The sequence below is a fragment of the Candidatus Caccoplasma merdavium genome, from assembly GCA_018715595.1.
Lineage (GTDB): Bacteria > Bacteroidota > Bacteroidia > Bacteroidales > UBA11471 > Caccoplasma > Caccoplasma merdavium.
Window position 1 is genome coordinate 308,905 of sequence record DVLI01000026.1, and the last position, 23,029, is coordinate 331,933.

Annotated in this window: 17 protein-coding genes; 7 read left to right on the forward strand and 10 right to left on the reverse strand. The window is 50.7% G+C overall.

Going from position 1 to position 23,029, the window contains the following annotated elements; genetic code table 11:
* Positions 1–16: 16 nt before the first annotated feature.
* A complete protein-coding gene (locus IAD09_09840) occupies positions 17–1,282 on the reverse strand; it encodes a gliding motility-associated C-terminal domain-containing protein (protein HIT82522.1) in 1,266 nt (421 codons plus the stop codon).
* Between the two features lie 195 nt (positions 1,283–1,477).
* Here IAD09_09840 and IAD09_09845 point away from each other — a divergent pair, with 195 nt between their 5' ends.
* Both IAD09_09845 and IAD09_09850 read left to right on the forward strand, forming a co-directional pair.
* Positions 1,478–3,463: a LysM peptidoglycan-binding domain-containing protein gene (locus IAD09_09845; GenBank protein ID HIT82523.1), complete on the forward strand. Its 1,986-nt coding sequence runs from the start codon at positions 1,478–1,480 to the stop codon at positions 3,461–3,463.
* Between the two features lie 7 nt (positions 3,464–3,470).
* Entirely contained in the window at positions 3,471–4,169 is a 699-nt protein-coding gene (locus IAD09_09850; protein ID HIT82524.1) for a PorT family protein, read from the forward strand.
* Between the two features lie 82 nt (positions 4,170–4,251).
* On the opposite strand, the gene IAD09_09855 is transcribed toward IAD09_09850, so the two are convergent.
* Complete coding sequence (locus tag IAD09_09855; GenBank protein ID HIT82525.1) at positions 4,252–5,613, reverse strand: MATE family efflux transporter; 1,362 nt, start codon at positions 5,611–5,613, stop codon at positions 4,252–4,254.
* Positions 5,614–5,714: 101 nt separating this feature from the next.
* On the opposite strand from IAD09_09855, the gene IAD09_09860 reads away from it, so the two are divergent.
* Positions 5,715–6,353 carry an HAD family phosphatase gene (locus tag IAD09_09860; GenBank protein HIT82526.1) on the forward strand — a complete coding sequence of 213 codons (639 nt, stop codon included), beginning with the start codon at positions 5,715–5,717 and terminating at the stop codon, positions 6,351–6,353.
* A gap of 77 nt (positions 6,354–6,430) precedes the next feature.
* On the opposite strand, the gene IAD09_09865 is transcribed toward IAD09_09860, so the two are convergent.
* The 4 genes from IAD09_09865 to IAD09_09880 all read right to left on the reverse strand — a co-directional run bounded on the left by IAD09_09865 (position 6,431) and on the right by IAD09_09880 (position 9,567).
* Positions 6,431–7,192 carry an EFR1 family ferrodoxin gene (locus tag IAD09_09865; GenBank protein HIT82527.1) on the reverse strand — a complete coding sequence of 254 codons (762 nt, stop codon included), beginning with the start codon at positions 7,190–7,192 and terminating at the stop codon, positions 6,431–6,433.
* Positions 7,193–7,199: 7 nt separating this feature from the next.
* Positions 7,200–8,027 carry a 3-deoxy-8-phosphooctulonate synthase gene (kdsA, locus tag IAD09_09870; protein HIT82528.1) on the reverse strand — a complete coding sequence of 276 codons (828 nt, stop codon included), beginning with the start codon at positions 8,025–8,027 and terminating at the stop codon, positions 7,200–7,202.
* Between the two features lie 7 nt (positions 8,028–8,034).
* Positions 8,035–8,754 carry a 16S rRNA (uracil(1498)-N(3))-methyltransferase gene (locus tag IAD09_09875; protein HIT82529.1) on the reverse strand — a complete coding sequence of 240 codons (720 nt, stop codon included), beginning with the start codon at positions 8,752–8,754 and terminating at the stop codon, positions 8,035–8,037.
* A gap of 204 nt (positions 8,755–8,958) precedes the next feature.
* Positions 8,959–9,567: a bifunctional nuclease family protein gene (locus IAD09_09880; GenBank protein HIT82530.1), complete on the reverse strand. Its 609-nt coding sequence runs from the start codon at positions 9,565–9,567 to the stop codon at positions 8,959–8,961.
* A gap of 277 nt (positions 9,568–9,844) precedes the next feature.
* On the opposite strand from IAD09_09880, the gene metH reads away from it, so the two are divergent.
* Together metH and tpx are read left to right on the forward strand one after the other, a co-directional pair.
* Positions 9,845–13,528: a methionine synthase gene (gene metH / locus IAD09_09885; protein HIT82531.1), complete on the forward strand. Its 3,684-nt coding sequence runs from the start codon at positions 9,845–9,847 to the stop codon at positions 13,526–13,528.
* A gap of 57 nt (positions 13,529–13,585) precedes the next feature.
* Entirely contained in the window at positions 13,586–14,086 is a 501-nt protein-coding gene (gene tpx, locus IAD09_09890) for a thiol peroxidase (protein HIT82532.1), read from the forward strand.
* 107 nt (positions 14,087–14,193) lie between these two features.
* Here the strand turns inward: tpx and IAD09_09895 are convergent, their stop codons facing one another.
* The 4 genes from IAD09_09895 to IAD09_09910 form a co-directional block, all read right to left on the reverse strand.
* On the reverse strand, positions 14,194–14,796 hold the full coding sequence (locus tag IAD09_09895; protein HIT82533.1) for a nitroreductase family protein: 603 nt from the start codon (positions 14,794–14,796) through the stop codon (positions 14,194–14,196).
* 244 nt (positions 14,797–15,040) lie between these two features.
* A complete protein-coding gene (locus tag IAD09_09900; GenBank protein HIT82534.1) occupies positions 15,041–15,943 on the reverse strand; it encodes a hypothetical protein in 903 nt (300 codons plus the stop codon).
* Positions 15,944–15,968: 25 nt separating this feature from the next.
* Positions 15,969–18,359: a hypothetical protein gene (locus IAD09_09905; GenBank protein ID HIT82535.1), complete on the reverse strand. Its 2,391-nt coding sequence runs from the start codon at positions 18,357–18,359 to the stop codon at positions 15,969–15,971.
* Between the two features lie 157 nt (positions 18,360–18,516).
* Positions 18,517–20,496, reverse strand: a complete 1,980-nt coding sequence (locus tag IAD09_09910; protein ID HIT82536.1) for an oligopeptide transporter, OPT family — start codon at positions 20,494–20,496, stop codon at positions 18,517–18,519.
* Between the two features lie 134 nt (positions 20,497–20,630).
* Here IAD09_09910 and IAD09_09915 point away from each other — a divergent pair, with 134 nt between their 5' ends.
* Together IAD09_09915 and IAD09_09920 are read left to right on the forward strand one after the other, a co-directional pair.
* Positions 20,631–21,296 carry a DUF2461 domain-containing protein gene (locus IAD09_09915; protein HIT82537.1) on the forward strand — a complete coding sequence of 222 codons (666 nt, stop codon included), beginning with the start codon at positions 20,631–20,633 and terminating at the stop codon, positions 21,294–21,296.
* A gap of 118 nt (positions 21,297–21,414) precedes the next feature.
* The gene (locus IAD09_09920) at positions 21,415–22,956 is read left to right on the forward strand and encodes a glycoside hydrolase family 28 protein (protein HIT82538.1); all 1,542 of its coding nucleotides are present in this window, start codon (positions 21,415–21,417) and stop codon (positions 22,954–22,956) included.
* Positions 22,957–23,029 lie beyond the last annotated feature (73 nt).

Here is a 23,029-nt window from a genome sequence, read left to right on the forward strand (position 1 = left end):
TTACAGGGTAGAGAAGCTATTGATTTTTAGAGCGAAGGATATTGATGTGGCCTTTGAGCTTGTATTTTTGGCCATCGGCGCCCCGGGCCTCGATGACATAATAGTAGACGCCGGGAGGAACAATCTTGCCGTGATAACGGCCGTCCCACCCGCCAGCCGGGTCTTGATAATGGTAAAGTTGTTCGCCCCACCGGTTGAATATCCAACATTTAAACTCGACAATCGATTTGTAGGCGACCTTCCACTCGTCGTTCACCCCGGGGCTCCCATAAGGCGAAAAGACGTTTGGGGCTTCGAGTTTCGACTCTCCGACCGAAATCTCAAAAACCGTGTCGCGCTCGCAATAGTCATTGTAAGCATACAGGCGCACATAGGTCGTCCCTTCGGTTTTGAAACTATATTCCAATTTCCGCTCGGCATAAATGGCGTCGACAACCGAAAAAGAGGGGTCGGAAGAAAGCTCCCACGCATAATAATGGTCGCCATATACATAGGCGGTAAAAGTCATTTCGACCGGAGCCGAACCGCCGAAGGCTCCCGATGGCTGCTCGGCTGCTTCGTTGGTGGCACCTCGCAAGGTCTGTTGCGCATCGGCATGGAAGAGAATGGCCGGAGACGAGAATTCGTCCGTGACAACACGCTCCACCGCTGCGCCCCAGGACAAAGGAATCGAATCGACAACGGTAAAACAGGTTGTCCCATAGGGAACAGGCACCTCCATCTCGGTGTCGGAACGCACTTCGGCCTCGACCGAAACCGGCTGGTGGTCGATGAGAGCTGACGCCGTCTCGTCCCATCGGCAAGTCTCATAAGAGACCCTCCGGGGCAGATTCTGCAACCGGCCCAGAGTCGTGTAGTAAGGTATCAAGAATCCCGAACCCACAAGTTGCACCGTTTCACAAATATTACTTTGGTCCTCGGCTACGGCACACGATTGCACCGAACGGTGCGAGGCGACCCAGAAACAAAGCGAGTCGCCATTCTGTTTCACCATATAACCACAATCCTTGTGAGACGCAACCAGCACCGAAAGATTTCCACTCTGTGTGCCCAACACCTCCGTTCGCGAGGAAAGCCCATCTGCATCGAATCGATACCAATAAATGGGTTCGGTCGACGATGAAGAATAACGCATCGTCACCGCACTCGAAGCATCGACGACATAAAGGGCCGACAACCCTGTCGACGCCTCGACGGGGTAACAGCGGCTCTCATCGACACTCACCTGCGCGAACACCGAAAGAGGAAAGAGGCAAACTATGTAGAAAAGGAGGTTTTTCATCGTTCGTAACTTTCGGTCAAAGGTAACTCATTTCGCTTTAAGGAAGAAATAAAAAAAGCAAAAAGAGGCATTTCTCTTCATGGCTCTTAAAGCGAATACCCCAAATTGCAAACTGTCTTAAAATTACGGGAAAGAATAGGGCAAAAAACGAAATTTTACTACCTTTGTCTCCTCACGTTATCACTTTGGAATAAAATGATGAGACACCTTTGCCACAAAACGATACTTTCTCTGGTCGTTTCGCTTATTTTAATTGCCCCGGCAGTCGGGCAGACAACTACCAACAAAAACAAAAACCGGTCGCCGCAAACCACTTTCTCCCGCAAGACCATCGAAGGGAAAGAATATTACTTCTACCGCATCGAAGAAAATGACGTGCTCGACAGCATCGGGCTCAAATTCGACGTCACACCCGACATCATCATACAGTACAACCCCGAGATAAAACAATCGCCCCTCACCGAAGGGCACCTGCTCATCATACCGGTGCGATACAACACGGCACAGATAGCCAATGCCCAAAAGACGTTTGACCACATCGTCGCAAGCGGAGAAACACTCTACTCGCTCTCTCGCATGTACGGCATCTCCATCAATCGGATAACAGCCCTCAACCCGGGCTCCGAAGAGGTCATAAAGGTGGGTGACACCTTAAAGATTCCGCAAAACGCCATCGTGGGCAATCCCATACAGTCACAAGACGCCTATGTCTACCACACCGTGGCCAAGGGAGAAACCCTCTACTCCCTCTCAAAACGGTATCGCACAACGGTCAACCACATTCTGAAAGAGAACCCCGGCATCACGCCCGAGACGTTAAGTGTGGGAGAAGTCATACGCATCGCATCGGACAACAAAGAGTTGTCGCAACCGCAGCCCAAACCCGAAATTTTCTATTACAAGGTAAAAAGCCGCAAAGAGACCATCGAAAGTGTAGCTGAGGCGTTCGGCGTAACGGTCGAAGATATTCTTGCCGTGAATGACGGAAAAGACAAGGTGCAACGGGGAAATACCGTCGCCATTCCCAAGAAGGTATCAAAAGAAAACACGACAAAGTCCTCGGTTCCGCAACTCAACCGAATAGAGAAACAGGCCGGCGAGCCCTATAATATTGCCATCATCTTACCATTCATGACCGACCGGCCACTCGACACGCGTTCAACACTCTACACCGAATTTTATCAAGGATTTCTCTTGGCTGCCGACAGCATGAAACAGGCCGGCATGTCGCTCAACATCTATGCCATCGACACCCGGGGAAACCATGAATATGTTGAGTCGCAACTCAAAACCCTGGCCGACAAGAAACTCGACCTGATTATCGGCCCGGTCGAAGACGACGATATGACCTCGGTCGCTCAATTTGCCAAGAAACACGACATCAACATGGTGAACCCGTTCGCCGTAAAGAACAATGAGGCCGAACGCAATGAGAAAGTGTTCCAATGCAACATACCGCACGATAACCTCTACACACAAAGCCGCGAAAAAATCATTGAGGAGATAAACGACCGTTATGTCGTCTTCGTCATCGACGACAGTGGCAAAGAAAACAGCAAAAACAGTTACCTCGACCTCATCAAGAAAACACTCTTGCAACAGGAACGCGATTTTGTCGAAATCTCCTTGGGACAAGACCCCTACATGGAAACGTTCAGCGAAATGGTTCCGAACGCCACCGACATCATGTTCCTTACCAACGCATCGAGCCGCAGTTCGGTGGGGAAAGTGCTGGCACCTCTGAGCAAGCTGAAAGAGGAAAAGCCCCAACTCAATATCTCGCTCTATGGCTACCCCGAATGGCAACTCTACACCAAAGAGTATATCAACCAGTTCCACCAACTCAACACCACCTTCTTCTCCCGTTTCTACATGTTGCCCACCGACTCGGCGGCCATGGAGATACAAGACAAATTCTTGTATTGGTTCCATCGCGATATGTTGCCGGCCAATCCCCAACACGTCTTGCTGGGATACGACACGGGGCTTTTCTTCCTGACAGCCCTGCAACAGTTCGGACGTTGCTTCGACCGGGAAATATCGACATTGGCCTACCCGGGAATACAGACCGGATACCATTTCCAACGCATCAACAATTGGAGTGGATTTTTCAACAACACCATCTACTTCTTGCGTTTCAAGCCGACACTCGAAATCGTAAGAGAAACCATTACCGAATAACCCGCCCATGAAACGCATATCCTGCATCGGACTCTTATTCGCGCTGTTCTTCACGTTTGCCACCCAGACCCCGGCCCAACGCCGCTACAACGATTACCGAGCTGTCTCATTCGGCGTCAAAGGCGGAGCCACGCTTTCGAAAGTCAATTTCAGGCCATCGGTGCGAGAAGGATTCCTTCCCGGCATGACGGCAGGTGCCTCGGTGCGCTATATCGAAGAGAAATATTTCGGAATTATCGGTGAGGTCAATTTCTGCCAATTCGGCTGGAAAGAAGACTTTTCGCGCCAAACGCCCGATACCTACCAATTCAGCCACACGATGAATTACCTCACGGCGGCGATGCTCTCCCACATCTTTTTCGGCAATGAACCGATACGGGTATTCATCAACATGGGTCCTCAAATCGGATTCTATCTGTCAGACAGTTACACCTCGAACTTCGACATCAATGACTTGCCCAATTTTTCAGCCAGTTGGGAGACCCAGCAATACTATGAGCCTATCAAGACGAAACTCGATTACGGTATTACTGCCGGTCTCGGCATCGAACTGAAACTGAAAAAACACAGCATTATCCTCGAAGGTCGTTATTATTACGGGCTGAATGATTTCTTCGAAAACAGCAAGGGTAAAGATGCCTATTTCTCGGCATCGGCGCACCAACAAATAACGGCAGGCATCGCCTACATGTTCCATCTCAAATAATCCTCAATCCTCCATAAGTGACAAGGAAGGGGCGCTGTCGCGACAGCGCCCCTTCCTTGTGGATTTTATAATCAAATCTTTCCTACTGCACCTGCAAATTCCGTCGCGACATCTTGCGTATGTGATACAAGAGCGCTATGACCGCAACGACAAAAGCCACCATGTCGGCAATCGGAATGCTCCACCACACACCGTCGGTACCATAATGACGGGGAAGCACCAAGAGACAAGGTATCAGGAAGAGTAATTGCCGAGAGAGAGAAAGGAAAATCGAAATCTGCGATTTGCCAATCGACTGGAAGAACTGGGTAATGACAATCTGCAACCCGACAATGGCAAAGGCCGCACTCATGATGCGCAGGCCGTTACGCGAGACGGCCAGCAGTTCGGGACTGTCGGTAAAGAAACTGACTATCACGCCGGGAATCAATTCATTGGCCAGGAATCCGAGTGTCGTAATGCAACCGCCGAAAATCAAGCCATAGTGCAACGTCTGTTTCACCCGGTCGAAACGGTTGGCTCCGTAATTGTATCCGATAATGGGTTGCATACCTTGCGTCAGCCCCAACACTACCATTACAAACAGCGTAAGCATGCGGTTGACGATACCATAAGCTCCGATGGCCATGTCTCCGCCATAACTTTGCAGAGAGGTATTGATGATAATGACCACGATGCACGAGCATGAGTTCATCAGGAATGGAGACATGCCGATGCCCAAAATGGCCGACACAATGCGACGATGGAGCTTGAAATATCCTTTCTTGAACGAGATGAAACTGTTTTTTCCCAAGAAATGAGACAAGACCCATATCAACCCCGTGAGTTGCGCTATCGCCGTGGCCAAAGCCGCCCCCCGTATGCCCCAACCGAGCAGGAAAATAAATATAGGGGCTGCTACGACATTCACCGCTACCGTGAGAAACGATGAGAGCATGGCTTTGCGTGGATAGCCCGTTGCCCGCATCAAGTTATTCAATCCTACAAACAAATAGGCTATGGGATTGGCCAACAGGATAACCTGCATAAAATCCCGTGCATAGGGCAAGGTCTCTTGACTGGCTCCGAAAAAGAGCAAGATGGGGTCGAGAAATATAAGCGTCACAATCGTCACCAACACGCCATTGATAAGCAACAAAATCGTGGCGTTGTGCAACACGCAGGTGGCCCGTTGGGTATCTTTTTGTCCCATATAAATCGAACTTATCGTCGCGCTACCCACTCCGACAAGGGTACAAAAAGCTATTATCAAATTCATCAACGGGAACGTTATGGCCAAGCCGGCAATGGCCATGGCACCTACTCCATGACCGATGAAAATACTGTCGATGACATTATACAACGACACAACGGTCATGGCAATAATAGCCGGCAGAGAATACTCTACAAGCAACTTCCCGATGGGCGCTGTGCCCAAAATTTGAGGAGATTGATCATTTGGCATAATGCACTTTTCCTTTACAATATCGACCGCAAAGGTAGCAAATATTTGTGTAGTCGGTCGATTTTTATTTCCTTTGCAGCGTTAAACAAATACAATAATTGATGGACAAAAATATGGCTTTCCTTTTTGATTTAGACGGGGTCATCGTCGACACCGAACCCCAATACAGCATCTTTTGGGACAAAGTGGGTAATGACTACCTTCACGATTCCGACCATTTCGGCATGAAAATCAAAGGGAACACGTTGCGGCAAATTTTTGAACGTCATTTTGCCGGCCATGACGATTGGCAAAAACAGATTGCCTCGGATTTGCTGGCTTGGGAAAGAGCCATGCGATTTGATTTGATTCCCGGGATAGAGGAGTTCTTGAATAAAGTGCGGGAAGCCGGCATCAGCACGGCCATTGTGACCAGTTCGGACAATGAAAAGCTGGACAGTTTATGGCGAGCACACCCCCATCTCAAATCCTACTTCAACACCGTCATTTCGGCCGACGACATCACCCGTTCGAAACCCGACCCCGAAGGATACCTCCTGGCGGCTCATCGATTGGGTGTGGCCCCCCAACAGGCATTCGTGTTTGAAGATTCCCTGGCCGGTCTGCAAGCCGGTCGTGCGGGCGGCATGACCGTCATTGGATTGGCGACGACTCTTCCCGCTGAAAAAATCGCTCCACTTGCCGACCGTGTCATCGACCACTTCGTGGGAATTACGCCCGAAAACATCATAGCTCATTGATTGCCACGGGTACCCGTCTTCGACACCCGTCCACAGTCTACACTTACGGCCAATAAATAGGTCATCGCCCCTCTTTGTCAAGGACAATCGGGGTGGTGGTAGCGCCCTTTTTTCTCCGATATATGTCCGTACTCAATAGCCCGTTGCGGGCAACGATGGATACAAGCAAGGCATTGCACACACCCTTTTCGCTGCCACTGCGGGCGACCGGTCGCGTCGGCGCTTATCACTCCGGCGGGACACAAGCGAATGCATTTGCCGCACTTGATACAATCTTCTGTCGCGTAAAAACGATTTTGTGAACGGGCATATTTTACAAATAACGGATATATCCAACTTTTCAATCGCGGCAATCTGCCCGAGAAATAAAGCGAGTGCCCTTCTCCATTTTTTATCGCCGCGACAATTTCCCGCACACGCGCCGAGGCCGATGACAATTTTTGTTTGGCGACAGCCTGCTTATCCACATCGAAACCCGGTAAAAGGATATAGTTGTTGGGCATCTGCACCGAGAAAGCCGACGTCAAATCGACTCCTCTCCTATGCAATAACCGAGCCATGATTTTATCGGTCCGCCCACAATCATCGCCACAGACGCACACCACATATACAGGCTGCCGGACATATCCTTCAAACGACATCTGTGCGACATACTCATACATCGAAGCCGCCGGCCCCCATGAATGCACGGGGAAAACCAGTATGAGCGGACGTTCGTCGGGGAAAAACGCAAATGTCGGTTCCTGTTCTGTTATGGCTCTTACAGGCATGGCAAGAGCCTCGGCCAGTTGCCGAGCCACCCACATGGAATTGCCGGTTGCAGAGAAATAGAGAACCATTGGCGAATTATATCCCGTGGAATGTATTGACGACTTGGCGCAAAGCCACTAAACGGCCCAACAAAGCATCGAGCCGATGCAGGGGAAGCATGTTGGCGCCATCGGATTTTGCCTTGGAGGGTTCGGGGTGTGTCTCCATGAAAAGGCCGTCGACCCCGACCGCGATTCCGGCACGGGCCATCGTCTCGATAAGACGGGGCACCCCACCGGTAACGCCCGAAGTCTGATTGGGTTGCTGCAACGAATGGGTGACATCGAGCACCACCGGGAAACCAAAACTTTGCATCTGAGGGATTCCTCGATAATCGACAATCAAATCCTGATAACCGAATGTCGTACCCCGCTCGGTGAGCATAACCTGGTGATTGCCTGACTCGACGACTTTTCCGGCGGCAAATTGCATGGCCTCGGGCGAAAGGAATTGGCCCTTCTTGATGTTCACAATCTTACCGGTTCGAGCAGCGGCGATAAGCAAATCGGTCTGTCGACAAAGGAAGGCCGGTATCTGCAAAATGTCGACATACTCGGCGGCCATAACAGCCTCCTCGGCAGAGTGAATGTCGGTAACAACAGGAATATCAAACGACTCCCGCACCTTACGCAAGATGAGCAAAGCCTTCTCGTCGCCGATTCCCGTAAAGGAATCGAAGCGGGAGCGGTTGGCTTTACGGTAAGAGCCCTTGAAGATATAAGGGATTTTCCACTTGTCGGTAATCTTCACGATGGTTTCGGCAATGTGCATGGCCATAGCCTCGCCTTCAATGACACAAGGCCCGGCCATCAGGAAAAAAGTGTTGGAATCGGTATGTTTCAGATTTTCGATTTGAGGGTACATCATAGGATTATTTATCAGCGTTATTTTTCAACAGGTTCATTACATGCAAGGTGTGACAGGCCACCACGCCGGCCGTTTCGGTACGCAACCGGCTATCGCCCAACGAAATGGGCCGAAAACCATTTGACAGGGCCAATTCCACCTCCTCGGGACTGAAATCGCCCTCGGGCCCTATCAGCACCAAGGCATCATGCCCGGGTGAATAGCTGTCGGTCAACAAATGTCGCTCTCCATCGTGGCAATGGGCGATATATTTCTCCCCGTCAAAAGGTCGGGTGACAAAACTCTTGAAATCGGTCATCTCGTCGAGTTTCGGGCAAACGGCTTTGAGCGATTGTTTCATCGCCGAAATCAATATTTTGCGCAGGCGGTCGATCTTCAACTCTTTTCTCTCCGAAAAACGGCACAGCAGCGGGGTTATCGCATCGACCCCTATTTCGGTGCACTTCTCGGCAAACCACTCCATGCGGTCGAGATTTTTGGTGGGAGCTATGGCTATATGCACGTTGAAGCCCCATGCCGGAGGTGCCTGTCGGGTTTCGAGAATTTCTACGGCACAGTGTTTGGGGTGCGCCCATGTGATTCGGGCCCGATAAAAAGTGCCCTTGCCATCGGCGAGCAAAATCTCTTCGCCTTCGGGCAACCGCAACACCTTCACACAGTGATGCGATTCTTCCTCGGGCAATTCACTGACGGCAGCAATATCGGGCGTGTAAAAGATGTGCATGCTTTCTATTTTTGGAATAAGACATATCGTCCCCCTTGCCCATGACCTTCGGCAGACGTCGGGAAACGATAATGCACAAAGGTAACAATTACGGCCGATTCATCGACATAAAAGGCGGCCTTTTTAGGGGACAAGGGAATAAAATGATTACAGTAGGACAAAGCGGTTTTTATCATTCTTCGGTTTCACTCGATGCAGACCGCTTTAAGCCAAAGGAGAGTCATTCGCCTCACGCCTTTTCAACTCCTGTTGTATGCGTGAAGCCATTTCATACTCTTCCTTATCGATAGCCTGCTGCAAACGTTGCTTCAACTCTGCCGTACCATACGATTCTATGGTAAAATGTTTTAGCGGGATTGCGGGAGAATCGTCCGCACTCTCGTCTTTCGATATTTCTATGGGGTCGGGGGTGATGCCGGCAACGTCGAGAACCGAACGGGTGGTGAAGATGGGAGCATGCATGCGCATGGCAAGCGCAACAGCATCGGAAGCGCGTGCGTCGATATGCACCTCGCGCTCTCCATCGTTGAATATCATCTCGGTCGAGAAGATACCCTCTTCGTAGTGGTATATAAATACTTCTTGCAATTCTATCCCAAACGCCTTGGTCAAAGAAGAGAACAAATCGTGCGTCAGCGGTCGCCGGGGAACAACCCGCTGTATGAATGCCATGATAGACTGAGCCTCGGCCAGTCTGATGGCAATCGGCATCTGGCGCACCCCACCCTCCTCGATCATAATCAATATATACGTTTCGGGTTGCGCACGGTTGTAAGTTATGCCCAAGACATTCAACGGCACTTTCTCATTCATATCAATTCCGGTTTTCCTTTAATAACGATTGAGATTTATAATCGGTTGTCGACAGATGGAGACATTCCGACACAAAGCGAAATCTTCGGGTCTTTACTTTCTCTCCAATTCCATCGTCACCTTTGCTGAGAGACCCAATCGTTCTCAAAAAACAGCATCATGTGATTTGTGTGTAAATGTAGTAAGAATAATTCCATTTTGTTCAATATTTCAAGATAATTCACCTCAGATTTTTCTTTTTTATTACCTTTGTCTATCATTCTTTTTGTTCGAAATCATGCAAATCCAAGAAATACTCGATCATAGAATCATGGTACTCGATGGTGCCATGGGCACGATGATACAACAATACGGACTCTCCGAAAGCGATTTCAGAGGCGAACGGTTTGCCGACGTTACCGCATTGCAGAAAGGGAACAACGACCTGCTGTGCCTCACCCGCCCGCAAATCATTTCGGCCATACACGAAGCCTATTTCGATGCCGGAGCCGATATTATCGAGACCAACACATTCAACGCCAATCGCATATCGATGAGCGACTACGACATGCAGTCGGTCGTGGCTGAAATCAATTTCGAGGCGGCTCGCCTCGCCCGGAACGTTGCCGACAACTACTCGGCGAAAACGCCCGACAAGCCTCGTTTTGTGGCCGGCTCGGTAGGGCCTACCAACAAGACCTGTTCGATGTCGCCCGACGTGAACGACCCCGCCCTGCGCACCCTCACATTTGACGACCTCACCGACGCCTACCGGGAACAAATCGCCGCACTCATCGACGGCGGGGTCGACCTGCTCCTCTTCGAAACGATTTTCGATACCCTCAATGCCAAAGCGGCACTCTATGCCGCCGAAGAGGTCATGCAGGAGAAAGGGAAGCACCTCCCCATCATGCTCTCGGTCACCCTCTCCGACAAAGGGGGGCGCACTCTCTCGGGACAAACTCTCGATGCCTTCCTGTCCTCCGTGCGGCATGCCCGACTGCTGTCGGTGGGACTGAACTGCTCCTTCGGGGCCCGCGACATGAAGCCGTTCTTGAAACAACTCTCCGAGACGGCACCCTACTACATATCGGCCTACCCCAACGCCGGCTTGCCCAACCGATTCGGGCAATATGACGAGACCCCCGAAACGATGGCGTTGCAAATCAAAGAATTTATCGACGAACAACTCGTCAATATCGTAGGCGGCTGCTGCGGCACCACACCAGAACACATTGCCGCCATCGCCCGGCTGGCCGCCGGGAAACAACCCCGCCGCCCCCACGTCCAAAGACCGATGCTCAGCCTGTCGGGTCTTGAAGTCTTAAATGTCGTTCCCGAAAACAACTTCATTCATGTCGGCGAACGGTGCAATGTGGCCGGTTCACGGAAATTCTTGCGACTCATCTCGGAGAAGAATTATGACGAGGCCCTCGAAATCGCCCGCAAGCAGGTCGCCGACGGTGCTCAAATCATCGACATCAACATGGACGACGCCATGCTCGATGCCCACGACGAAATGGTCACGTTTCTCAACCGCATAGCCTCAGAGCCCGACATCTGTCGCGTACCGGTCATGATAGACTCCTCGAAGTGGCCGGTAATCCTGGCCGGGCTCAAATGCGTGCAGGGAAAGTGTATCGTCAACTCCATCAGCCTGAAAGAGGGAGAAGCGACCTTTCTTGCCCATGCTCGGGAGATACACCGCCTCGGAGCCGCCATGGTGGTCATGGCATTTGACGAAACAGGCCAAGCCGACAGCTATGCCCGCAAGATTGCCGTGTGCCAGAGAGCCTATACCCTGCTCACCCGGGAAGGGATAGACCCCAACGACATCATTTTCGACCCCAATGTCCTGGCTCTTGCCACCGGCATCGACGAACATCTCAATTATGGAGCCGACTTCATCGCCGCCGTCAAATGGATCAAAGAGAATCTTCCCGGAGCCAAAGTGAGCGGAGGCATCAGCAACCTCTCTTTTTCGTTCCGCGGAAACAACTACATACGCGAAGCCATGCACGCCGTGTTCTTGTTTCACGCCATACAGGCGGGTATGGACATGGCTATCGTCAATCCGGCAACGAGTGTCACCTACACCGATATTCCCGAAGAATTGTTGTGCCGCATCGAAGATGTCATCTTCAACCGCCGCCCCGATGCCACCGAACGACTGATTGAGGCCGCCGAGTCACATAAAGGTCAAACCACCCAACAACAGCCACAAACCGGGCAAGGTGACCCACGCGACCTGATGTCGCTCGATGAACGGCTCGAATACGCCCTTGTCAAAGGTGTCAGCGACCGTCTTGATGCCGACCTGCACGAGGCTCTGGCCGTCTACGGCAGTGCCGTGAAAATCATCGAAGGCCCCCTCATGAACGGAATGAACCGCGTAGGACAACTCTTCGGTGAAGGAAAAATGTTCCTGCCCCAGGTCGTGAAAACCGCCCGCACCATGAAACAGGCGGTCGCTATCTTGCAGCCTTATATTCCCGTGCAGAAAGAGAGCGGTCGGAAAAACGGAAAATTCCTCCTGGCCACGGTCAAAGGCGATGTGCATGACATCGGGAAAAACATCGTTGCCGTCGTCCTCGGCTGCAACAATTACGACATCATCGACCTCGGAGTAATGGTGCCGACCGAAATCATCATCGAAACAGCCCTCCGCGAGAAGGTCGACATCATCGGCGTGAGCGGACTCATCACCCCGTCGCTCGAAGAGATGTGCCACATTGCCGAAGCGATGGAAAAAGCCGGGTTGAAAATCCCCCTCATGGTAGGTGGTGCCACCACCTCGAAACTGCATACGGCGGTGAAAATCGCACCCCGATACAGCGGCCCCGTGATTCACACACGCGACGCCGCACAAATTCCCGTCGTGGCCGCACAATGGCTCAACGAGCAAACCCGGGAATCGTTTCTGAGGGAACTGCACCGGGAACAAGAAGAGTTGCGCCGTTCGGTCGAAACCCGACAAGAACCCCTCCTCTCCTATGCCGAAGCCAACGCACAGGCTTTCACAGCCGACTGGACACATTACACGCCGACCGTCCCTCAAATGCCGGGCGAACGGAGGGAACTCAAACTCTCCATACAAGAAGTCAGGCCGTGTATCAATTGGAAATACTTCCTCCACACATGGCGGCTGACCGGGAACGCCTCTCCCCTCGACGGCTGCTGCCAGCACTGCATGACGCAACTTCCCCATATTACACCCGAAGAACCGGACAAAGCCCAAGAAACCGAAAGGCTCCTTGACGATGCCGCAAGTTGGCTTGACCAACTCGAAAAAGAGGACGACACGATGTTCCTGCAAGCACGCTTCGGCATCTTCGCCGCACACAGCAACGGCAACCGCATCGTCTTGCACACGGCCGAAGGCGATGTCGTGATACCTTGTCTGCGTCAACAAAAAACAAAGCCCGAAGGGGCATACCTTGCGTTGCCGGACTTTGTCATGCCTCAAAACCAAGAGAATCGCACCGACTATGTAGGAGCGTTTGTCGTAACCATCAGCCAAGGTCTCGCGGCCAAAATCGAACAACTCAAACAAGGAGACGACCACTACGCAGCCCTGCTGTTGCAATCGCTCTGCGACCGACTGGCCGAAGCCGCCACCGAATGGCTGCATTACCGCATTCGTACCCGCTATTGGGGCTATATGCCCATGGAAAAGCCGCATGTGCCGTCGCTCCTCTCCCAACACTACCAAGGCATACGCCCGGCCGTCGGCTATCCTTCACTGCCTGACCAGTCGCTCGGTTTCACGCTCGATACCCTGCTCGATTTTGCAAAAGCCGGGGTCACCGTGACCGAGAATGGAGCCCTCTACCCATCATCGACCGTTACGGGGCTCCTCATTGCCCACCCGCAAGCAAGCTACTTCCACATCGGCGTCATCGATAACGAACAGCGAAAAATATACTGTCGGGAACGGGGATATAGCCTCGAAGAGTCGTACAAATGGCTTTCGCTCTCTTGAACCAAATGCCGGGCCGCATTGTTATCCTATTTTGACATACCCAATAAAATTTTCATTATGGCTACTGTAACATTCCTCAACAATCCGGTGCACACCGCCGGAGAATTGCCCCAAAAAGGGACAACCGCACCCAAATTCGAGTTGGTCAAAGGAGACCTCTCGACACTCACCGACGAGGAGTTGAGAGGCAAACGTGTCCTGCTCAACATCTTCCCGAGTCTCGACACCAACGTATGCGCCACATCGGTCCGCAAATTCAATCAAAAAGCCGCACAAATGAAAAATACCCTGGTGCTGGCGGTCTCAAAAGACCTGCCGTTTGCCCAGTCGCGTTTCTGTGCGACCGAAGGTATCGACAATGTTGTCGCCGTATCGGCTTTCCGTTCGACGAAGTTCGGAAAAGAATACGGTGTCGAACTCATCGACGGGCCATTGGCCGGACTGTTGTGCCGCGCGGTCATCATCATCGACGAATCGGGAAAAATCCTGTATGAACAATTAGTCCCCGAAATCACACACGAACCCGACTACGAAGCAGCCATCGAAGCCTTGAAATAAACAGCCAGATGAGTCACGACGAAGGGCCCAATAGAAAAATCTATTGGGCCCTTCGGGTTTATTTGACGAGAAATCCCCGCATACATCGGTAAGGAAGCGATACAAGCTCAACGGAAAACCTTCAACCGATATTCCAAGGGCGCAATCTCTTTATCACCGGGTTCCAGCAAGGGTTTCCCAAAAGGCATCTGCGCATTTAACTGCCAAGTAACCGGTAATTTCCACTCGCGCCGGACAGCGTCGTCGACCAAGGGGTTATAGTGTTGCAGGGAAGCTCCGAAGCCGACATCTTCGAGCATCGTCCACACCACCAACTGGTGCATGGCCGACGTCTGCTGCGACCACACGGGAAAGCGGTCGGCATAGAGGGGAAAACGACTCTGCATCGACTCCACGACAGCGGAGTCTTCATAAAACAACACCGTTCCGTGTCCCGCAGCAAAAGAGGTCTCGATTTTTTCCCGGCTTTTATTATAGGTTTCGGGGGCGACAAGAGCTCTCAATGTTTCCTGCGTTATGTTCCAAAAACGTCGATGGGCATCACCCAGGAGAAGTACCAGGCGTGTCGACTGGGAATTGAACGCCGAAGGGGTGTATGTGAGTGCATCATCGAGAATTTTTTCGATAACCTCATACGACACCGGCGATTCATCGCCAATGGCATAATAACTGCGGCGATTGCGCAGGGCTTCTTCGATAGAACGTTTCATAATCATTGTCATAAAAGTATGGTTATGACATAACAAACACGCCCCCTCCAATGTTCACGGCCTTCTATTTCCTGCCATCGACAGGGTGCGAAAAAGGCACCAAGCACCCGACAGGAAGATTTTCCCGCCACACCATGTCATTTCGCCACGAGCAGAATAACTGGCAGGGCGGACATTCCCATAATGCCCGCCCTGCCAAAGGGTTTCGTCGTGAAGTATCAATTCTCACGACATAAAAGAGGTATCAAAAATAGAACAGCAAATAGAGTTTCCCGCCCAGATTCTCCGTACCGAAAGAAAACTCTTTGTTCCCGGGAGAGATGAGGTTGGTAAACTTTTCCACTTGATTGTTCATCGTATTGAAGCCTTCAATTTCCTCATAGGTTTCGGGACTCCACTTCCAGATGGCATTGATGCTCACCTCACCACCCAGCGAGAAATGCGATGCCAGGAATATCTCCACACCCACATGGGCTCCAAGACCAAAGTATTGCACAGAACCTCCATTATAAGAGTCGAGCAAGTAGGCCCTTGTCCAACCGTCAGGGACATATTGCACATTTCCCGCATCAATACGCGAAGGGGTCTGATTGATTTCGGTGATGGCATTGCCATAGTTATAATGGCGATTGTATTCACCGAAAGCATAAATCAGGTTTCCACCGGCAAATCCTTGAATGCGGCGATAACCACGGCGATACTCCGCCCCCAAAGCAAACGATGCACCGGTATTATTCACGATGTTCTCATCGACCACCTTGGCCAAGGAAAGCGGATCTTCAAGAAGGGCCGCATCGTTTTGTTTATAGGTGCGGGTATTTTTATGGGTATAAAGAATACCCACATTCAAACGGGCAGCCCATGTGTCGGTAATCATATATTTACCCATAATCGAAACCGTCGGATTGTTGATGGGATTATCGAATGTTATGGCCGACTCTCCCCCAAAGGTATTGTAGGCATTATCGGTTGTCCCATTGAAAAAATTTCCCACATATTTGAACATCGGCACGACATCGATACCCAATGCTATGTCTCCGGCTTTGGGCAATTCGAGCGTTCTTTTCTTCTTTGTCTCTTCCTGTGCCAATAAAGTGGTACCCATAAAGGCCATCAACAGCACCGACAGAATTACTTTCCGTTTCATGATTGCTATATTATTGCATTACTTATTAATTATCTAACTCTGCATTCCAACCGTACTCGTACCACCCATCGGGTATGACGGTAGGCTCAAATTGCATCTTGGCCGAAGGTTCCGTAATTTCAATGATTGACTCTACGGGAGAAAGCGTCTTATCGAGAATGTTATTTACCGACACATACCTTCCCGTGATAATGGTTTGCGTATCGGCCGCCGGATCGGGATAATGCAGGAACGAAACATTTTTCTCATCTTGGGCAGGAGCCACTGATACTTGATAGGAAGTCCCTATTTTCGAGACCTGAACCGGAACGACATATTGCCCGTTGCTCGATGTGGCGACATCATAGGTCTGACCGTTTACCTGCACGCTCACCATGCGATTGGGGTCATTCTCCCACTTGGGCAACCATTGCGACCCGACTTTTTTCTCTATGGCCCGCATCACGGTGCCTCGCACGGTAAGCGTTTGTGAATAATTCTTTTCCACAATCAGACGTTGGTTGATCCAACCGGCCAAGTTCTTGGACCAATTCAATACGCTGGATTCATTTTCCACACTCTGCACGTCATAATAGGCAATGCCCCGGTTGGTCCAGCGGCTGATACCATCGACGTATGAGGTGAATGCCGGAAGGGTTCCATAATCCACAAGAATCTCTTCGGTCGATGTACTACCGGCACGGCGATAGTGTGTCATGGACGACTTTGTTCCCGACTGCGCAAACTGTGGCGTCACGACAAGAGCGGCCGGCTCCTCGTCGGGATAACGCATAGAGACTTCGATGCTGTACTCCCCGTCAGCATTCGTGGCACCCACGAATGTGGTCGATTTCCCGCTTTCGGTAATTGTAATCGATACCGGCTCATTCGCCACCCCGGCATACGACCCGTTGCGGAATCCGACTTCGACAGCTTTGTATATGGTACCCACGATTGTATTCTTCCCGGTGAGGCTTTCGTCGATTACCCAACCCGAAAGATTGTCATACCAGCCTGTCGCATTCTGAGGCGTGAACTTGTTATAGATGGTACCCAACTCATTCCACTCGCCTTTATCGACAGAGATTCTTTCGCCGAAACTTCCCGAAATCTTCTCGGTCTCACCTCCGGCCAAATAGTGTGTGATTTCCTTGTTGAACGTCCCGGGAGTGATGGTCGGGGTCTCGCCACTCTTCACAGGCAATTCAAAAGAGAAATTCCCTTCCTCATCGGTATTTACATAGACTTTTTTAGTCGTCGTAGAATATTGAATGTTGAAACAGGCTTCTTGATAGGGGTTGGCATAGGTACCCTTGCAAAATGCCGTTTCCATGCCCAACAGGTATTTACCCGTCACGGTTGCTTTCTGAGGCATGTCTGAGTCGGTATGCAACCAGCCAGCCAACGTTGTTCCCGTCTCAGGCCATGTGGCAGGTTTGGTCGTGGTGTTGAATCCGTCATTGTATTCGGGATTGAACATCATATACATGTCGGCCATCGTATATTCCTGCTCAGCAAAATCTTTCAGAGCCCCACGCGATATATTGGCCTCGACTTCATATTTACCGACCAATTGCACCGATTCGCCCGGGGCGGTAAAATGTTCATACGACAGAATGGCTTCCTTGGGCGTTATCTTCAAGCTTTGGAAGCCCTCTTCATAAGAGCGTAACGGCAAAACCAAGGTATATTGTCCCAATTCATCGGTCGTTGCGCCGAATGTCACAGGAGTCGTCATGTCTTTGTAAGAGACTTCAAAGTTGACAGCCATGTCGGCCGCGGGCTTATATGCCCCTTGACGATAACCCGACTCATAGGCTTGCAGCAACGTCCCTTTGAGAGTGATGCGCTGGTTGAACCCTTCAAAATCGGAGACTTCCGTTCCTTTAAGGTCGATATTCAATATTTTCACCGAACCCGGCCTCAACGATACCGTTGTGTCGCAAGCATATTCATAGAGCGAGGTTTTGAATTCCGGGGTCGTACCGTTCATCTTCACATACTCCGAACGAAGACTTCTGAAATCTTGTATGCGCACCGTTGCCTGAATGCCTTCTGACACGGTAGGAACCTCAAATGACCACTCACCGGCGTCATTGGTAACGGTCTCATAGATTTTATTGCCTTTGTTCCCTTGGGAAGTAGAAGTCCCGGAACCGGACGAAGACGATGATGACGACGAGTTGCCGTCATTATCCCAATATTCGCTATATGGAATTTCGAGATAAACCGTGTGACCCGCAGCGGGGGCATAATTACTGACCGTGTAGACAGTGTCGGACATGTTTACCCCAGCGTCATAAACAAAAGTTCCCGAAACAGTGGCCTTTTCGGTAATAGAATCCAAACTCAACTCCGACTGCTCGGGATTACACCCGATGAATGCCATACAACTCGACATGGCAATCATTGCACTTAATAAATAATCGCGTTTCATAGGTTAAGATATAATTACAACAGTTTTTTTCATTTATACAAATATAAACAGAATAAAATAAAAATCAAATTTTTATACAGGTTTTCATTGCCGCCACCAAAAAATGACGGGACGGAAAAAATTCCGTCCCGTCATTTTTCTTGCCCGGAATGGGCGCCTACTCTTTCTTGGCCGCCATGCTGCTTTTTATCAAATAGATAATAAGGGCCAAGTAGAGAACAAGACCGAGAGATTCCAAAAGGAGCTCGTTCATGGTACATGAATATTCAAAACCGGCAAAACGTATGGCGGCACTTACCACGCCCATCAATGCTCCGCCGGCGATGAATCCCGAAGCCAAAAGGGTTCCTCTTTCGAGACGAGCCTTGTTGAGGGCCTTGTCGGTCGAACGCGTAGAAACATACCAACTGATAAGCCCGCCGACCACCAACGGGGTATTCAATTCAAGGGGGATAAACATGCCCAGGGCAAACGCCAATGCCGGAACTTTGAAAACTGTCAGTATCAAAGCAATCACGGCCCCTATTCCATAAAGAGCCCAAGGAGCCCCTTGTCCCGACATAAGCGGTTGTATGACTGCGGCCATGGCGTTGGCTTGGGGTGCTGCCAAGGCATTATCGCCCGTGAAGCCATAGGTTTTGTTCAGGATAATCATCACACCGCCCACCGTAGCCGCGGCGACAAGGGTCCCGACAAATTTCCATGTCTCTTGTTTGGCAGGGGTCGTTCCCAACCAATATCCGATTTTAAGGTCGGTAACCAATGCACCGGCCGTCGACAACGCCGTGCACACCACACCGCCGATAATCAACGCGGCGACCATACCCTCTTTTCCCGAAAGTCCCGATGCCACCAAGATGACCGATGCCAAAATAAGAGTCATCAGGGTCATGCCCGAAACAGGATTGGTACCCACAATGGCAATGGCGTTGGCCGCCACCGTCGTAAACAGGAAAGCGATGACCGTCACCACGACAAATGCAATGAGTGCCTGCGTGAAATTGTGAATGACACCGAAATAGAAAAAGAGGAAAATGGCAATCAGAGTTATCACAACCGAGAAAAGCAGAATCTTCATGCTGATGTCGCGCTGGGTACGTTTCACACCGGCTCCGACGGCCGACGCCTGACCTTTCAGTTCACGCGAAGCCAGCCCGACGGCACTGCGTATGACGCCCCACGAACGGACAATCCCGATGATACCGGCCATGGCAATACCTCCAATGCCGATGTACCGGGCATACATCGTAAAGATTTGTTCGGGAGTCATTTGGGACACCATCAGGTTGGTAGCTCCGGTGTTGAGCTGCAACACGGTGTCGCCCCAAAACAAGTCGAAACCGGGAATAATGAGGAACCACACAAAGATGGAACCGGCACAAATGATGAGGCTGTATTTCAACCCGACAATGTAACCGAGGCCCAAAACTGCGGCGCCGGTATTGACTTTGAACACCAGTTTGGCTTTTTCGGCAACGACATCGCCAAAAGGCAAGATGCGGGTTGTCAGAACCTCACTCCACCAGCCGAAGGTCGAAAGAAGGAAATCATAGATACCTCCCACGAGACCGGCAAAAATCAGCGGGCGAGCCTGATTGCCACCCTTCTGCCCCGAAACAAGAATCTGCGTAGTGGCGGTGGCTTCGGGGAAAGGATACTTGCCATGCATGTCCGAAACAAAATATTTGCGGAAAGGTATCAAGAAAAGTATCCCCAGGACACCACCCAGCAAAGAGCTCAAAAAGACTTGCAGGAAGTTGGCCGACAGTCCCGGAATGATATAAAGGGCGGGCAAGGTGAATATCACACCGGCCACCACCGTTCCCGAACAGGCTCCGATAGATTGTATAATGACATTCTCGCCCAAACCGTTTTTGCGCTTGAAAGCGGTAGAAAGCCCCACGGCTATGATGGCAATCGGTATGGCAGCCTCAAAAACCTGTCCCACCTTCAACCCCAAGTAGGCAGCTGCGGCCGAAAACAGTATGGCCATAAGGATACCCCAGGAAACCGACCAGGGAGTAACCTCCCGATAGGTCTTGTCGGGAGACATGACGGGGTGATAGGTCTCTCCCTCCTCCAATTCGCGAAACGCGTTCTCCGGCAAATCGACCGGCTCTTTCTCGTTTTCTTTCATCGTATTATCTTTATGTTTTGTTTTTAGTCCCAAATAGGGCGCAAGATAGCTATTTTTGCAGAAATTTCCAGCACGAATCGGGGAATATCAAAAAATATATTTACATTCGTAGAGAAAAACAAACCGTCGAAAGCATGAAGGAAACATTCCATTTTCTAAAAGAATTGCGGGTCCACAACAACCGGGAATGGTTCAATGCCCATAAAGAAGAATATACCCGCCTGCGCAAACATTTCGAGACCTCCGTTGAGAAACTCATTGCTCTGATGGGTGAAAAAGATGAAGAATTACACGGGCTCGAAGCCTCATCGTGCATTTTCCGCATATATAGGGACATACGTTTTTCGCCCGACAAGACGCCCTACAAGGGGCACTTTGCCGCATACATCGCCAAAGGTGGAAAAAACAGTCCGCGAGCAGGCTATTACCTGCACATCGAACCGGGAAACTGTCTCCTGTGCGGAGGCATCTGGTGCCCGCAACCGCCATTACTGAAAGCACTGCGACAATCGGTTTATGACAACTGCGACGAGTTTCTTGAAATACTCAATGACCCTTCTTTCAAACAGATTTACCACGGCCTTGACAGCGAGCGCGCCCTGAAAGTGATACCCAAACCCTTCCCCAAGGATTTTCCTTTTCCCGACCTGCTGAAACAACGGGACTATCTGGCCTGCACATCGAAAGACGACACATTTTTTGAAACCGAAGACTGGGTGCTTCGGGCTGCCGAAGAATTGTTGGTACTGTATCCTTTCAACCGCTTCTTAAACTACACCTGCGATGAAATGAACGGATAATAGGCACAATCGCGCCCTTTATATCGATTTCTACACCCAAGCGGGATTATTTTCCCCCTTCCGTTCCCGGTTTTATAGCTACCTTTGGACACTTTTCTAACCATTAACCGACAAATTCATGAAAAAACTTTTTCTGTTTTCATTCTGCATCGCCCTTGCGTCGCTCTCTTGGGCCAAAACCTATGACATAAAAAAACTGGGGGCTGATGCTACCGGGAAAAAAGCATGCACCGAACTGATAAACAAAACCATCGACAAAGCCTCGCAAGAGGGTGGCGGCACCATCTACTTCCCTGCCGGGAACTATCTGACGGCCACCATCGAAATGAAAAGCAACATCACCCTGCACATCGAGTCGGGTGCCACCATACGATTCTCCGACAATTTCGAGGATTATCTCCCGTTTGTAAAAATCCGCTGGGAAGGTACCGTCATGAACACCTTGTCGCCGCTCATCTACGCCCATGATGCCGACAACCTGACCATCACCGGACGCGGCACCCTCGACGGCAACGGATTTAAATGGTGGGCATGGGAAAATGATGTCAAGAAAATAATCAAGGACAATGGCGGGAAACTTCCCGATAGCCAAAAGAGCAAATTGCAACGCATGTGGGAAGAGGCCAACGCAGACTTGGAAGTCTCGGATTATTACAAAGGGTCGCTCGAACGTCGCATGTTCCGCCCGCCCTTCATACAATTTTTTGAATGTACCAACATTCTCATCGAGAACGTAAAAATCATCAATTCTCCGTTTTGGACCGTCAACCCGGCCTTCTGCGACAATGTCGTGGTACACGGCGTGACCATCAAGAATCCCGACAAGAATCCGAAAGGGCCCAATACCGACGGCATCAATCCCACCTCTTGCCGCAACGTGCGTATCTCCGACTGCTTTATCAGTGTGGGCGACGACTGCATCACCATCAAATCGGGACGTGATGCCGACGGCCGCAAATATGGCAAAGCCTGCGAAAACATAACCATCACCAACTGCGTCATGCTGTCGGGTCACGGCGGTGTGGTCATCGGCAGCGAAATGTCGGGCGGAGTGAAACGTGTAACCATATCGAACTGCGTATTTGACGGCACCGATGCCGGCATCAGGCTGAAAGCCTCCCGCGGACGCGGAGGCGTGGTGGAACAGATTCGTGTCGACAACATTGTCATGCGCAACATTCAACGCAACGCCTTCATCTTCGACCTCTTCTACGACAAGACCTCGAAAGTAGAGCCGGTAAGCGAACGCACCCCCATCTTCCGCAACATACACCTGAGCAACATCACCGGTCGCGAAATCAAGCAAATCGGTTATATCAGCGGCATCGAGGAAATGCCGGTACAGAATCTCTCGTTCAACAACATCAACATGGAAGCCCAAACAGGCTTCATCGTCGACACAGCCCAAGACATCTATTTCGACAATGTTGAATTTTCGTCCGAGAAAGGCTCCCCCTGGCAATTCTCCAACAGCGAGAAAATCATTCTCAACAACGTCCGCACCAAATATCCCGTCGAGGGAACCCCGGTCATCACGTTCGACAACGTGAAAAAAGCATATATCTCCAACTGCATGCAGATAGAGCCGGTAACCACCTTCTTCAAAGCCACCAACAGCGAAATCAAAGAGGGCGGAACCAATCTCATATCGGGGAAATAGCCCAACGTTTCTCTTTGCCGCATAATAATCGGTCGATTCCATACTTGAACTTGAATCGACCGATTATTTTTAT

Coding starts and splice junctions, on each gene's coding strand:
- IAD09_09840 (HIT82522.1), bottom strand. CDS start 1,282: ATGAAAAACCTCCTTTTCTACATAGTTTGCCTCTTTCCTCTTTCGGTG.
- IAD09_09845 (HIT82523.1), top strand. CDS start 1,478: ATGATGAGACACCTTTGCCACAAAACGATACTTTCTCTGGTCGTTTCG.
- IAD09_09850 (HIT82524.1), top strand. CDS start 3,471: ATGAAACGCATATCCTGCATCGGACTCTTATTCGCGCTGTTCTTCACG.
- IAD09_09855 (HIT82525.1), bottom strand. CDS start 5,613: ATGCCAAATGATCAATCTCCTCAAATTTTGGGCACAGCGCCCATCGGG.
- IAD09_09860 (HIT82526.1), top strand. CDS start 5,715: ATGGACAAAAATATGGCTTTCCTTTTTGATTTAGACGGGGTCATCGTC.
- IAD09_09865 (HIT82527.1), bottom strand. CDS start 7,192: ATGGTTCTCTATTTCTCTGCAACCGGCAATTCCATGTGGGTGGCTCGG.
- kdsA (HIT82528.1), bottom strand. CDS start 8,027: ATGTACCCTCAAATCGAAAATCTGAAACATACCGATTCCAACACTTTT.
- IAD09_09875 (HIT82529.1), bottom strand. CDS start 8,754: ATGCACATCTTTTACACGCCCGATATTGCTGCCGTCAGTGAATTGCCC.
- IAD09_09880 (HIT82530.1), bottom strand. CDS start 9,567: ATGAATGAGAAAGTGCCGTTGAATGTCTTGGGCATAACTTACAACCGT.
- metH (HIT82531.1), top strand. CDS start 9,845: ATGCAAATCCAAGAAATACTCGATCATAGAATCATGGTACTCGATGGT.
- tpx (HIT82532.1), top strand. CDS start 13,586: ATGGCTACTGTAACATTCCTCAACAATCCGGTGCACACCGCCGGAGAA.
- IAD09_09895 (HIT82533.1), bottom strand. CDS start 14,796: ATGAAACGTTCTATCGAAGAAGCCCTGCGCAATCGCCGCAGTTATTAT.
- IAD09_09900 (HIT82534.1), bottom strand. CDS start 15,943: ATGAAACGGAAAGTAATTCTGTCGGTGCTGTTGATGGCCTTTATGGGT.
- IAD09_09905 (HIT82535.1), bottom strand. CDS start 18,359: ATGAAACGCGATTATTTATTAAGTGCAATGATTGCCATGTCGAGTTGT.
- IAD09_09910 (HIT82536.1), bottom strand. CDS start 20,496: ATGAAAGAAAACGAGAAAGAGCCGGTCGATTTGCCGGAGAACGCGTTT.
- IAD09_09915 (HIT82537.1), top strand. CDS start 20,631: ATGAAGGAAACATTCCATTTTCTAAAAGAATTGCGGGTCCACAACAAC.
- IAD09_09920 (HIT82538.1), top strand. CDS start 21,415: ATGAAAAAACTTTTTCTGTTTTCATTCTGCATCGCCCTTGCGTCGCTC.